Source organism: Microcoleus sp. S36b_A4 (assembly GCF_036700645.1).
GTDB lineage: Bacteria > Cyanobacteriota > Cyanobacteriia > Cyanobacteriales > Microcoleaceae > Microcoleus.
The window spans coordinates 24,781-38,459 of sequence record NZ_JAUBPI010000041.1 but is presented as its reverse complement, the minus strand read 5'-3'; the positions used below and the strand labels follow the sequence as shown (position 1 = coordinate 38,459).

Here is a 13,679-nt window from a genome sequence, read left to right as displayed (position 1 = left end):
TGGGTTTAACCGCAGGCTAGCGCGTGCTAATCGCTAGGTTTTTCCTCTCCTGAATTGGGCGGTGAAAATTTAATATCCGCCCAAGATAGCTGTCTGCTTTGATTGCTGTTGCTTTCCAGTTCTTCTTTAAGTTTGGCAATATCAACGGTATCGTTTTTGGCGGAACTGTTGGTTTGGGCGATCGCATCTTTGAATTGCTGAATGTTTTCCGTCGGATTTGCTTTAATATCTTCCACCGCTTTTTTTAAATTGCGTTGATAGTGGGCGTTGCCAATCGCTTCTTCCTTCGATCGCGAACTGGTTTCAAAGCATTTGTCCAAATCGGCGTAAATACCTGTACGGCGGGGCTTCGTGTAGTATTGGCGTTCTGTATCAAGGAGTTTTGCCATCAATTCGAGGTGCATTTTGTCCTCGCTGCAAATCTCTTCGATCGCAGTCCATTCATCGCTACCGAGGAGTTTTCTTTCAGCGGCGGGACGGGAATCTTCAAAAGGTTCGCCCGTAACTTCTTCGTAAATCCGGGGTAAACTGTCGTCGAATTCGTGCTTTTCTTCCAGCCAAATTCGGCGGATTTCGCTAAGTTCTTCTGGGGTAATTAAGGTGATATCGCGCATTTCTAGGGGTGCGGTTTTGCGGATTTGGGTTTGTGCTTCCAAGAGTCGTCTGAGCCAGTGTTCTCGCCAGAATTTGGTGTAGGGCCCTGGGATGGGTTCGACGGAGGTTGTGTCGTCGCCCATGTTGCGTTCAAACAGTTCTACTCTACCGTAGATGCGGCGGAAGTCTCTTTTATCGTGATCGTTTTTAATGTCTAATTCGTTGCGAATATCAAGGAGAGGCTGCATCCATTCTTTTTCCTCATCGTTTTGAATCATTGCCTCCATAGATTTATCTTTGTCAACCATTGTACACACCCAGCACCCAAAGCGAGAATCGCCACAGCTAGGAGTAGAAGTATCAACAACTAAAGGACACTCATTGTCTGCGGTTGCACCCCGATACATGGCAAATAAATCTTTATTGTTATTTCCCCAAGGATTGTCCCACTGCATTAGATACAGCCAAACTTCATCATCACGCCAATTCTCAATAGGGGTATAAATTAAAGAGTTAGGTAAGCGACCATTAGGACTGAGGCGATCGCGCAATCTACCTGCTTCATACTTTTTCATTGTTGCTGCACGTTTGCTGCTTTCAGCCTTGCGAGTACCCAAAACAACAATAGTTTCACCATGTACTCGAACTAAATCTCGGATAAATTGATTGACCGGCTGAATTTTCATCCTATCTGTACACCACCGAAATCCATTGCGAGGCGCTGGATAGCCTTTACCAATTAAGCATACCCAGAATGTTTCTTTCACCTCTGGATGAAGCAGATGCGGAGAAACAGGCATTTTTTGCTCTTGAGCAAGTATCTTGAGCTTAGCTAAAGATTTACGTACCCAATTTGAAATAATCGGATTTTCCGCGAAAGTATCCGTTGTAATTACATGGATAGTTTTTGTGCGTTTCTCGATCGGAAGTGCTGCGATTGCGTTCCAGATAAGCTGCAATACTGCGGTGCTATCTTTCCCGCCACTCCAACCGATTAACCAAGGTATAGCGTCTGAGCAGTATAATTCTTGAATTTCTTTAGTTAGCTCTTTTATCTCATCGAGTAACTCCTTAACAGTTCGCGGCGCAAATAATGACATCTGCTGAATTTCTATCACGTTTTAAAACCCCTATCTTGCTAATTTTTAAGTTTTATGATACAATCTGCTTGTTGGCTAGCATACTGATCCATGTGTCTTTGTTATTGGCCTTTTTGCACAATAGCATCCCTGATTCACGTACCATCAAAAAAGTTATAATAATTAAATAAGCTTTTACCCCCATTATGTCTGAAAACAACTACCCAGAGACTGATTCGAGCCAGAAACTGGAGGAGGTTCTAGAGCCTTACTTTGCCAAGTACCACCGTCAGAAGTGCTATCCAGGGCTAATTTTCCAGCAGGGGAAGCGGAAGATGGTGCAAATAAATATCCCGGCTGATGACTTGCCTACTCTCCTCCAGGCCAAACCCTCAACTGGCAACGATCCTGATTCTGGTAAAAACCGCCCAGAGATAAAGGGTCATGCTGAGGAAGTAAAACAATATATTCTTAAACGTGCTAGAAACGATCAACCCTGGATTTTGGGGACACTGACAGCAAATGTCGATCCAGAAAAGATTGACATTATAGAACTAGGTCGGGGGATTTGTCTAGTAGTTATTCATCGTGGTGTTAAGTTAGATATTACCGATGGGCAGCATCGCAAGCGCGCTATTCACGAGTTAATTGAAAGTGCTGACGGCGAGTTAATAGGTGATAATGATTTCCCTATTACGTTGGTTTTAGAGGAAGACTTTAACCAGTGTCAGGCGGATTTTCGAGATATGGCGCAGACAAGACAACTTGATAAATCCTTACTTTTGTCATTCGGTGAGTTTGAAGGTAGGGTTGGTATTACCAAAAACTTACTTGAAAAAGTTTTAATGTTTCATGGAAAAACCGATAAAATTAAAACTAATCCCGACAGTAAAAGGAAACTTATATACACAACTAATTTTATAGCTAAATTGGTGAGTTGTGCGTTTACTGACGGCCCAATTGATGAACTCCAAGATTATGACGTTGCTGAATCCTCAAGGATTCTGGCTAGATGTCTTAACAATTTCTTTTCCGAATGTAGTCAGAGTAGACATATTTGTGAAACCAAGGTTGAAGATTTGACAGTTGAAGATGTGAATCATTTTAAGGAATACTGTATCTTAGGTAGAAGTGTAGGGCTAGAAGTTTTAGGTCGGTTGCTATACTATACCTATGACACAGATAGCAGCCAAGATTTTGATCCTGAAAAAGTATCGGAAGTGGCACAACTGGATTGGTCTAGACAAAGCCGTATTTGGGAGGGAAATGTTGTTTTATCTAACTCCAACCCTAATAATCCAAGAGCCTCCTATAAAATAACAGCAAGTGCTAGTGCTGTAAAAATGGCGGTCGAGGCAGCAAAAGCCGAGTTAGGATGGATTTAACTAATATTATCGGCGTTCATCTGCGTGCATCTGCGGTTCTCAAATCCATTCCATCCGCAAACTAAATATGTCCTACAGCGACTTCAAAACGATCGACCAAGCCGTCTCAACCCTGGATCTAACCGTTGAAGACATTCCCCACTTATTCAGCCAAATTACCCCGATCGCACCTTCAGAACGCCTCAAAGAAACTCTAGACGAAGCTTTAGACTTAGCCTCAAGTATCAGCACCGAAAAAGCTCGATCGGAATTAATCATTACCCCCATTTTACTCGAAATACGGCGCACTTTCAACAACAAAATTGGCTACTTTTCCGGCAACACATTTAACGTAGAAGAGAGCAAAGGATTAACCGGGGCTTGTGACTTTCTCCTCAGTGCGTCGAGCAATCAATCATTAGTTACAGCCCCAGTCTTGACATTAGTGGAAGCCAAAGACAACGATATTAGAATAGGATTGGGACAGTGTGCGGCTCAGATGGCAGCAGCTCAAATATTTAATGCCCGCAAAGGGCAAGAACAATCTGGGATTTATGGAGCAGTTTCAACAGGTACAAACTGGAAATTCCTAATTCTAGAAAATCAGTTGTTAAAAATTGATTTGACTGAATATTTCATTACTCAGCTAGACCAAATTTTGGGCATTCTTGCAGAACCATTCAGACGCTATTTTAATTAGCCTAGTTTTTGGAGGCATTTGGGCGCTGCTGTGCTGTATCTGCGGTTTCCAAACCCAACCGATTTTTCAAATAATCAGTCATCCAACTAACACTCGCCCTCGACTTAGAAATCCCCCCTTTCAACAAAATACCCCCCTCCCAATCAGGATTAGAAATCGACCAATCAACCTGCTGCAAAAGGCTCAAACGTTCCTCCCAACTCTCAGGAAAAACCGATCGCAAAGCCGCCCCAACTTCCCCCAAACTCTCAAGCACAACACTGTGACAGTGTACGCAATCCCGGCGCATTTCCCCCGCCGCAACTTGCTTATGCAGAACTAATTGCCAATCGGGAATAAAACTGCAAACCGCATTCCAATAACTAACCGCCAGTTGTATTTTTTGAGCAAGTTCTTCCTCTTTCTGTTCTTTTTTGGTGCGAGAACCAGAGGGTTTTGCCTGTTCGCTGCCCTCAATATTAGACAGCAAAGCCACGATCGCACGATCGATCGCACTCAGCGTAAACAATTTGTGCGATCGCCCGTTCAAACTCCCCTTCTCCATCTCAGTCAAACACCGGAAAACCTCAACCTGCTTAACAACAGCCTTCACCACAAAAGCGCGATCGTCCCGGTGGTTGTAAAGTAGACTGAGTGACGCCTCCAAAGGAACTTGAAAATTATTCAAATCAGCAAACATCTGCTGCGATTTTTCCAACCCAATATCGAGAAACAAAATCAGCGCCACCGTCTCATATCCCAACTGCGGATTTTCCCTCAAAGCCATCTCAAAAGCCGCCCGGCGATGCTGTCCGTCATTAATAGTAAACTTAGCATCCATCGGCACTCGCAAGCGACCGATTTTCCGTTCTTCGGCCTCATTTCCCACTGCTTCAAAAGTAATATCCGCATCAATCGAAGCAGCAATTGCCCCACAAGTATAATTTGTAGGATTCTTAACAAAATAATCAGCAATTTCGGGAATCCTAGCTTTGTTAAGCGCCCGTTTCGCCCGCATAGACGGCGGCAAATCTTCAGATTCAAAGGGAAACAATTTCGGCAAAAAACGCACCGGACACATCGACACGTAATATTCGCGGCCCGCTTGAATGCCCCGAATTACCGGCAAAATGTATTCAAAGGAAGGAGTAGACATATTTTAGAATGGGGCATTGGGAATGGGGAATGGGGCATTGGGAATGGGGAATGGGGCATGGGGCATGGGGCATGGGGCATTGGGCATTAATAGCTATTGACTTTTAGCAAAGTTTATGGTAATAAGGTCGGCTAGTAGGGCATAAATTAAGTATTTCACAAGGTTTTTTTAAAAACAAGTGTTGACATAAACTTTAATATATGATATTTTTTGAAAAAAATAGCCTAATTATATAAAAACCGCCGATGAACACCAACCCAGCGGATGACCTCGCTAGCAAAATTTTAGAGAAAGAAAATAGCGACAGACAGGAAATCGCACTTTTATTAGATAATTATTTAGGAAAGGACGATCGCATTTTCGTCCAAAAAACCCAGATGGGAAACAGCGAAGCATACATCGGTTCAGTCACCCTAGAATGGTTAGACTCTCGCGTCCGTTTCGCCTCCCAAATGCCGCTTTTCCGCCAAAAATTTGACCTCCAAACCAACAACATCGTCCGCGACGACGAAACTATTGACGAAATAATCCAGCGTCCCTTAGATTGGTCGCGGCAAGCCGCCCTCACTCAATATTTAGCCGCCCGAAAATCGCACAAATTCCCCGCAGTTTTAGTAGTCGTCAGTCCCCCGTGGGTAGATAATCCTTTAGCCGAGGAATGGGATAAGAATGGCGTAGCAACCAAATCCGCGACTGAATTTACATCCTTTGATAAAAACGAGAACTTAGGGCTTTTGAATGTTTCTCAAAAAGTCTCAATTTTTGCCTTAGACGGCCAGCATCGGCTGATGGGAGTTCAAGGTTTAATGAGTTTAATTAAAACCGGAATCCTGCAAAGATACAACAAAAATAAAAAACCAGTCGGCGCTGCAATTACTCTGGAAGATTTAGCAGAAGAGTATCAAATCGACCCCGAAACAGTGTATAAATTAGCTCACGAAAAAATCGGGATTGAGTTTATCCCGGCGGCGGTAGCGGGGGAAACGCGACAGCAAGCACAACGACGCGTGCGATCGATCTTTGTGCACGTTAACCTAATGGCCGTAACGCTGAGTCAGGGCCAGCTAGCATTATTGAACGAGGACAACGGATTTGCGATCGCGGCCCGAAAAATTGCCGTCACCCATCCCTTATTAAAAGAACAAGATGACAGAAACCCCCGCGTCAATTGGGACAGCGCCACAGTCGCAGCAAAATCAACTGTCTTAACCACATTGCAAGCGCTGCAAGATATGTCCGAACGATATTTAGAATACAAATTCCCTCATTGGAAGCCGGAACGAAAAGGTTTAATTCCCATGCGTCCAGAAGATGAAGAACTAAAAGAGGGAATTGAAGAGTTTAAAAAATTGTTCGATCATTTAGCAACTTTACCCAGCTATCAAAGAATTGAAAGCGGCGAAGAAACGGCAGAATTGCGCCGATTTAGTTTTGAAAAGCCAGGGGGCGAGGGAAATATTTTGTTCCGTCCAGTCGGCCAAATTGCTTTAGCTAATGCTTTGGGAATTCTAGTATTTAGAAAGAAACTTTCCCTGAAATCTATTTTCGACAAACTCCGCAGATTCGATGTCGATGAAGGATTTAGCCACATGGACAATCCTGAGTCTGCGTGGTACGGGATTTTGTACGATCCGAACAAAAAGCGAGTTCTAGTTTCTGGAAAGGATTTGGCGACGAAGTTAATTGTATATTTGGTGGGGGGAATTCAGGACGATATGGATCGAGCTCATTTGCGGCAAGCGGTAGCGGAAGCGAGGACTTTTGAGGATAAAGCTATTAGTTTTAACGGCCGATTTGTGCAGCCGCAAGAGGTAGGATTGCCGCCAGTGCTGAGTTAATTTTGTTACTGCAGATGCAGGCAGATGTTTTTTCACGATCGGCGATCGACTGCACATATAGCCTTTCTCAGTAACATGAGGTACTATCTGGCCACGGGCATAGGGCATAGGGCATAGGGCATAGGGCATAGGGCTTGAGAACCGCTATAGCTGCGGCAATTTATTGTTTTTCTCGTACTCTAGATTTGCGATCGCACGGCGTTGCAAAGTTAATCAAATCAGTGGAGTTGAAACTGCACTGACTCGATCGCTCCTTTCGCCCATTCAAGATATGCGATCGCACGGCGTTACAAAGTTGATTTGCTCAAGGTCATGTCACCGACTGATTGATTCCGGCGATCCCACGGCGCCTCAGCTTGACTTTAGGGATAATTCGTCAAAATCAAAAATTCGGATGCTGGAAGCGGTTGGATCTCGACATAGGCAGTCCCATCTTGTCGCTGCACTGACACCGTTGATCCCACCTGATGAGGACCCGTGTAACCCGGATTCCCTACTTGGGCCGTATTCAGAATTACCGTCATTGAACTCCCGATCGGATTGAGATTGGCATCCACTAGCACTCTCGCTCCTCGATAATCCGTTCCATGACTGTTTAGCACACAAACCGCTTCTTCATCGTCTAAAACCCGTGACCAACCAATAATTTCTCCACTCAGTCCGTGCTCGCCAAAGGGCAAGTTCAAGAAGGAAATCGCGGTTGGTCGCAAATACTGTCGTCCCAAACGCAGCACAGGGAACTTTTTGCGGAGTGCCGCCATTGCCGCAATCCGAACATAGACTGGGTGATTCGGATCGAAACAGTGAGCACCCGCTGTCCCAAACGGCCCAAAGCCGGGTAAGTTTTGATCCAAGGCTTGTAGTCCTGCTACTCCCGATTGCCGGGGATGCGAGGGGCCAAACATTGCTTCCCGCAAATAGCGATCGGATCGCTTCCAGTCGGGCAACCACTTGCGTTCAGACGGTTCTGGCCCCGCCAATGCCTGCTCGGTTCCCGCGTAAATGCAAGGAATCCCCAACGTGAACAGTTGCAATCCCACTCCGGCAATCACCTGATGGTCCGATGCGGCTTCGCTGGAAAAGCGGATTTTGTCACCAAATACATGATCGTGATCGTCCAAAATAGAAACGTGCCGCCGTCCGAGATTCCGATGTGAACCCATCACCGCGTTCATTGGATCGAACCCGTTAAAGTAGGCTGTTGGAGCCATGAGCCCTTTAGCAACCTGGTTAAGATTTCCCCGCATCTCGCCGATATCGAGAGCCGCGTTTAGATTCTGCCCCACCACATCCAGATAACGGTCTTCGTTGTAGTCTCCGCCTGCTATTTCTCCTACCAAAAAGAAGTCATTCTTACCCAGATTGGCCGCAAACTCCTTAATCGCCCCGCAGAAATTTCGGGCTTGCTCGTAGGTAACGTGCTTGAGCGTATCAATCCGAAAGCCATCGCAGTCTGTCAGGGCGATCCAGTATTTATAACACCGGGCTAAGTAATCTAAGAGATGGGGATAGTCCAACTGGAAATCGCGCAGCGTAATGAAATCCGAACGCCGGAATTCGGCATTGGGATCGTCGAGATCTCCCCGCCCTAAATCGCCCTTTCCGGCACGAGTATAGCAATCTGGTTCCTGGAGTTCGATCGGCCAGACTCCTTCCGTCTCGGTTTGAGGTTGCCCCGCAATTGGTTGTCCGCGATCGCCTACCCACGACCCAAACTGATACCAACCAGGTGTATAGGGTGGTTCCTTTTCTCCCCCAGGGGTATCGGGAGCATAAAGCCAGTTATATCCTGAATGGTTAAAAATGATATCAATGATAATGCGTAGCCCCTGGGAGTGCGCTTTATTGACCAGACTGACCAAATCTTGGCGCGTCCCAAAGCGAGGATCGACCTCTAGAAAATCTTGAATGCCGTAACCGTGATAGCTATCCAAGTGACCCCGTTGCTGAAAGATTGGCCCTACCCAGATCGTTGTCACGCCTAGTTGGTTGAGATAATCCAGCTTTGACTCTAATCCTTTGAGCGTCCCACCCTGCCAGCGATCGCCTCCCGACTCTGCCCATTTGTCAAATTGCCAAGACTGTCCATTGGGCAGATTAGGTCGGGCCTGATTCAGTTGCTGCCGATTAAGTAGAGGGCGTGTATCTTCTTTACCATCGCTAAAGCGATCGGGTAAGAGAAAGTAAAGTACCTCATTTCTCCAATCTGCAGAGGATGGAAAGTAACTCTCACGTCGGGGTAAAGAAAAGTCTTTTAGACTAGCTGGGCGCTGATTAGTGAGATTTTGATCGGTAAATGTCATAGGAATTATCTCAAGATTCGTGAATAGCTTTGCTCGCACTTCTGAAGTTATGTTTTTTTGGTTAATGTGGGGCGATCGGCGATCGCACTCTGGCAAGAATGAACTGGACTCAGGCGATCGCCCGATCTTGTGTGGACTGAGTTAAACTTCTGTGAAACCCAGATTTTTTGTTGTGGTGAGCAGTTTGGGATGATGGGTTTCGTGCCCGAAACCCATCTTGCTAGAAGATGGCGATCGCACTTACTTAGCAGCAGACTAATTGTCCCCGCAATGCTGCCGTACAAGTCGATCGATCGCCTGTGCAATAGTTAGGAATCTCGATCGAGGAGTTTCGGGTTGATTATGGAGTGTTCTCAGAACATTCTCAATACTTTGACCTGTTGGCAATACCAATGTTGATGATTTCTCCCCCAGGCGAATAGTGAGCCGATGGGGGTTGAGGGTAGGTTCAGATGGGATATCAGAGGGTAGGTCGGCAAAATCCCGATCGGACAGAATATTGGCAAGCATTACTAAATCCTGTCGCTCTAATTGACATATTTGATGGGGAGATGACACTGTATCGTTGATAAAACGACTAGCCTGACAAGTCCCATTAGGGAGAATTGTCCAAGTTATGCCAGAAATCCCCACAAAGCCCATCTGTCCATCTCGGAACTCTAACTCTGCGATCGGGTGACCATCTTCCGTGAGGAAAGGATTGTTACGAGGTGTACTCATCGCCATAGCAGTCATAAACGCTAGAAGTGATACCAGAATGGTTACTGGAATGAGTTTTTGGTAAAAAGGCTTCTCCATAGCAAAAAACCTATCTCTGGGGCATGGTTTCACCATAACCCCAGTCCTAATTAGACTATTCTTCTAGTTGACATAGACAAAGCAAACTACTAAACAGGGATGCCTCGTTCAGTTTCAAATATCCGCTGGATCGTTGCTTTGTATTCTCCACCACACCAGGATTGGTCAACCGCGAGTAGCATATCCTTGGCATACTTGAAGGTCGGTGAAGTTGTTCCTAGAACCAGCATACTCCCAAAGATCAGGAAGTCTGCCACTTCTTGTCCGAGTTTTTTTCTCAAGTGCCAGCAGGCCCCGGCCCAAGCTTGACCACGGTCATGGGACTCTGTTGAAGTTTCGGAATATTTCAAATCATTATCGCAGTTGCGAATCATCCCCGCTTTTTCAGGAGCAGGTACGACATACTCCCCTAAGTCAGGATCATTCAATAAAGAGCAAGCGAAATAATCAGCGTAACCTTCGTGCAGTGCAGCTCCCTCACTTCCAAACATAGCAGGGTGATATTCATCAATCACGGCATGGGTGAACTCGTGAGCAACTACATCAAATTCCTTGGCTAGGTCGCGAAGTCCACCGGGATTGCCGGGATAACTGCCATCTCCGAAGTATATCTGCCCCGTACTGGAAGAGTAATAAGCATTATCGTATTTTGTTCCGGTATGGACGTTAGCAGCGAGTTGTCCACTGTTAGCTTTGCCATAGGGGTTATTGACTGTAAACCCTCGGAATCCCAGATCCGAGAAGTATTGATAGACTTTCTCCACAGCGTAGTAGACTTGGCATTCATCAAAGTGCGTATCTTCAGGAGGAAAGTCAAATCGGTAATTGCTGCCTACCACTGCGCCGGAAGCATCCTCATTAATCACCTTACAATACCGACCATCTAACTTGTTGTAAGGAGATTTGACATCGCGCAGCATCACAGTTGTTAGGGGCGTTTCCTCGGGATTTTCAGAGTAAACTCGCGCCCGAGGTGCAAAGTAAAATGAGTGAAACTTCATCGAGTTGTAGCTGTCTACAATTTCTCCATTCTGGACATCAATAAAGTATTCCCAGTCACCGAGGGGGGTTTCTGCCGGAACAGTTAAGTGATAGACTCGCACATCACCCTGTTGGGTCGGATAGAGGACGGTTTTATGAGTAATGCCACCCCTCAACTCAACAGCTTCACCGAGATCTTTTCGGGCAATCTGGCGAGCTTCTTTTAGGGAGATAGCTGTCTCGCCCGGTTTGACAGAAATTTGCGATCGCAGGCCACTCGTCACTATCCGAACTTGATTTTTGTCATCTACACCTACCAAAACGCTGGCACCAAAGACCGGTAATCCCTGGTGATTTTGCTGGCGACGAATGAATTTCAGCCCGCCCCACTTAAAGGAATCAACTTCAGTCAGTTCTTCAGTATCTTCTGCGCTCAGTCCTAAAATGCCAGGGTTTTCCATCAGGAAGGAACGGCTGGCGTCAGCGGCAGTGCCTGTCATTTTCATGGACAATTTTCCTTCTAAGTAAGCAGGATTTCCGGTCATGGTGTTCACCACTAAGGAAGATCCCGATCGCTGCGCTAGGAATGTTTTCCTCTGGGTCGAAGCAACCGCGACTGGCTCAGTGGCTACACCAGAGACGAAGGCATCAACACGATTTCGGTTAGCTGGATGACTAAGGCTAGACTCTTTATAAAACATAGGTTTTTCTCCTTCAATTTATGCAATGAATTCCTGAAAGTCGGATTTCTAAAGACGCTGGATGACAGCGTTTGCTCCAATACTCCTTCAAATAAACTTGGGAAACAATACGATGATCTGCGTATAGGATTATGAAGATATTGCAACCAATTCTCCTTTAAGCAGTCCCAACTTTTCTTGGCAACCATCACCGCACCCGTTCGAGTTTGTATAGTTTTTTGTAAAGATTCTCCCAATGTTTTCGCACTGTTCCTTCAGTGCAACCCAGCACTTTAGCTATAGCAGTTTTCAATCGGACATCTGCACTTAAGCTGTTGCGGCTTTTAAATTGTCTGTCAAAAAACAATCAAAGTTTTGTGGGGTGCGCGTCCCGCCCGCCTTGAATATGCAATTTAAATGCGCGACAGCTTAACTCAACTGAGAAAGGCTATATTCCGGCATTGCTATTATTTTTGGCAATCCAAAACAACGCCGGGGCCTCGCGTTTGGTGAGTCTTAGGAATTCCCAAGCAGCAATAGAGAAGGATTGCGGTTGTTGTTCTTCCCGTAGCCAGAAATATTGCTTCCCCATTTGATCGGGAATGAGACGGATGATCTGTCGTCGGAGTAATTTTAGGAATATTTAGCTAAGTTTTTGCGAACAGTCGCTACCAGCCATGAAAAAGGGGGATTGAATTCGTTAAGTCCCCCTTGAGAACGGAGATGCTGAAGGGTGGAGGATCAAACAACTGCTTGCAGCTTTTGAGCAGCAGAATTGAGTTGGTGCGTGCTGACTTTGATTTGCGATACACCCGAAGCCGTCTCCCGCGCACCGTGATTAATCGCATTCATCGCTTCGACCACTTGATTAATCGCAACTGCTTGTTGTTTGGCATTCAGCGAAATCTGTTGACTGCTGATGAAAACTTTGTTGATTGAGTTAGACACACCTGTGAATGCCTCTGCCATGCTATGGGCAAGGGACAAGCCTTCATTCACTGTCTTGTTGCCTTCATCGGTGACCATCACGGTGGAGTCGATCGCCGTTTGGATTTCCGATACCAGCCTGTCGATCTTGACCGCAGACTTCTTACTTTCGTCAGCAAGTTTGCGAATTTCTCGAGCAACTACCGCAAAGCCTTTGCCATGCTCGCCAGCACGGGCGGCTTCTACGGCGGCACTCACGGCCAGCATATTGGTTTGATTAGCTAAGTCACCCACCAAGCCCGAAATATTGCCAATCTGGTTGGTTTGTTCGCTCAGGCGCAAAATTTGTTGGGCGATCGCCCCCACTTTGTCCTTAAGGGTAGTCATCTCATCAAGAGTTTGGCGCACCGCTTCAGTACCGCCTTCAGTCAGCGAGAGGGCGTGACGTGCCCCTGAAGCTGAGACTTCAGCCTGTTCCGCCGATTGGCGCGAAGATGCGCCGAGTTCGTCCATCGTGGTCGAGGTTTCATTCACTGAGCTAGCTTGTTGCGAGACGGTGCGTTCTTGCTCTTCGACCGCACTGACGATTTGTGCCGAGGAGCTAGCAATTTCGCCGGCAGTTTGGTTGAGGGTGTTGGCGATCGCCGTGGATATCAAGTATGCCACCACCAAGGCAATAACTAAAGAAGCAACAGCACCCAATACCGACATCATGACCAACACACCGAGCGCATTTTTGGTGTTAGTTTCCGACTGCTTGACTAGCTTAGCTTGCTGAGTGTCAAACTCCGTCATAACAGCCTCGAAAGCCTTGAGATTTTCTGCACCCTGCTCTGCTGTGTCCATTACCAATTTACGGTTACCAGCTTTGGCTGCTTCAATCAGATTGCGGGCGCTCTTGTCATACTGGGTTGAAAATTCAATCATCTTGGTCATCCGTTCTTTTTGTTCATTGCTGAGGTTGTGAGTCAGATCTGAGGCTCGATCTTCAGTTTCCTTCAGCTTCTTGACACCCGCTTCGTAGCGATCGAGCGCTTCTTTGTCAAGGGTCAGAGCATAACCCCTTGACTGCCGGGCAATTTCTGACACTCTCAATTCAATGTAGTCTGACATCCTAGCAGCTTCTACTGCTTGCAATGCTTCCTCAAAGTTCTTACTAACTGTTTGCGATGTACTATAGACACCGATCGCTAGTCCTGCGATTAATCCTACTGGCACTGAGTAGCCCAGTAGCATTTTTCCTCTGAGTTTAAAGCTGTTCAACATAGATTCGATCCAAA

Annotated in this window: 9 protein-coding genes; 3 read left to right on the top strand and 6 right to left on the bottom strand. The window is 46.2% G+C overall.

What is annotated here, in order from left to right; all coding sequences use genetic code 11:
- Positions 1-26: 26 nt before the first annotated feature.
- Positions 27-1,694, bottom strand: coding sequence for a DNA phosphorothioation system sulfurtransferase DndC (dndC, locus tag QUA03_RS15200; RefSeq protein WP_333213116.1), 1,668 nt, complete (start codon positions 1,692-1,694; stop codon positions 27-29).
- 185 nt (positions 1,695-1,879) lie between these two features.
- On the opposite strand from dndC, the gene QUA03_RS15195 reads away from it, so the two are divergent.
- Together QUA03_RS15195 and QUA03_RS15190 are read left to right on the top strand one after the other, a co-directional pair.
- Entirely contained in the window at positions 1,880-3,058 is a 1,179-nt protein-coding gene (locus tag QUA03_RS15195; protein ID WP_333213115.1) for a DNA sulfur modification protein DndB, read from the top strand.
- Between the two features lie 67 nt (positions 3,059-3,125).
- Positions 3,126-3,737, top strand: a complete 612-nt coding sequence (locus QUA03_RS15190; RefSeq protein ID WP_333198801.1) for a hypothetical protein — start codon at positions 3,126-3,128, stop codon at positions 3,735-3,737.
- 1 nt (position 3,738) lies between these two features.
- On the opposite strand, the gene dndB is transcribed toward QUA03_RS15190, so the two are convergent.
- Complete coding sequence (gene dndB, locus QUA03_RS15185; RefSeq protein WP_333213114.1) at positions 3,739-4,872, bottom strand: DNA sulfur modification protein DndB; 1,134 nt, start codon at positions 4,870-4,872, stop codon at positions 3,739-3,741.
- Between the two features lie 245 nt (positions 4,873-5,117).
- On the opposite strand from dndB, the gene QUA03_RS15180 reads away from it, so the two are divergent.
- Positions 5,118-6,710: a DGQHR domain-containing protein gene (locus QUA03_RS15180; RefSeq protein ID WP_333213113.1), complete on the top strand. Its 1,593-nt coding sequence runs from the start codon at positions 5,118-5,120 to the stop codon at positions 6,708-6,710.
- A gap of 362 nt (positions 6,711-7,072) precedes the next feature.
- Here the strand turns inward: QUA03_RS15180 and QUA03_RS15175 are convergent, their stop codons facing one another.
- The 4 genes from QUA03_RS15175 to QUA03_RS15160 all read right to left on the bottom strand — a co-directional run bounded on the left by QUA03_RS15175 (position 7,073) and on the right by QUA03_RS15160 (position 13,635).
- The gene (locus tag QUA03_RS15175) at positions 7,073-9,013 is read right to left on the bottom strand and encodes an alpha-amylase family glycosyl hydrolase (protein WP_333213112.1); all 1,941 of its coding nucleotides are present in this window, start codon (positions 9,011-9,013) and stop codon (positions 7,073-7,075) included.
- A 255-nt stretch (positions 9,014-9,268) separates the two neighbouring features.
- Positions 9,269-9,847 (bottom strand): hypothetical protein, encoded by a 579-nt coding sequence (locus QUA03_RS15170; protein ID WP_333213111.1) that lies wholly within the window; start codon positions 9,845-9,847, stop codon positions 9,269-9,271.
- Positions 9,848-9,900: 53 nt separating this feature from the next.
- On the bottom strand, positions 9,901-11,493 hold the full coding sequence (locus tag QUA03_RS15165; RefSeq protein ID WP_333213110.1) for a M36 family metallopeptidase: 1,593 nt from the start codon (positions 11,491-11,493) through the stop codon (positions 9,901-9,903).
- A gap of 720 nt (positions 11,494-12,213) precedes the next feature.
- A complete protein-coding gene (locus QUA03_RS15160) occupies positions 12,214-13,635 on the bottom strand; it encodes a methyl-accepting chemotaxis protein (RefSeq protein ID WP_333213109.1) in 1,422 nt (473 codons plus the stop codon).
- Positions 13,636-13,679: the final 44 nt, after the last annotated feature.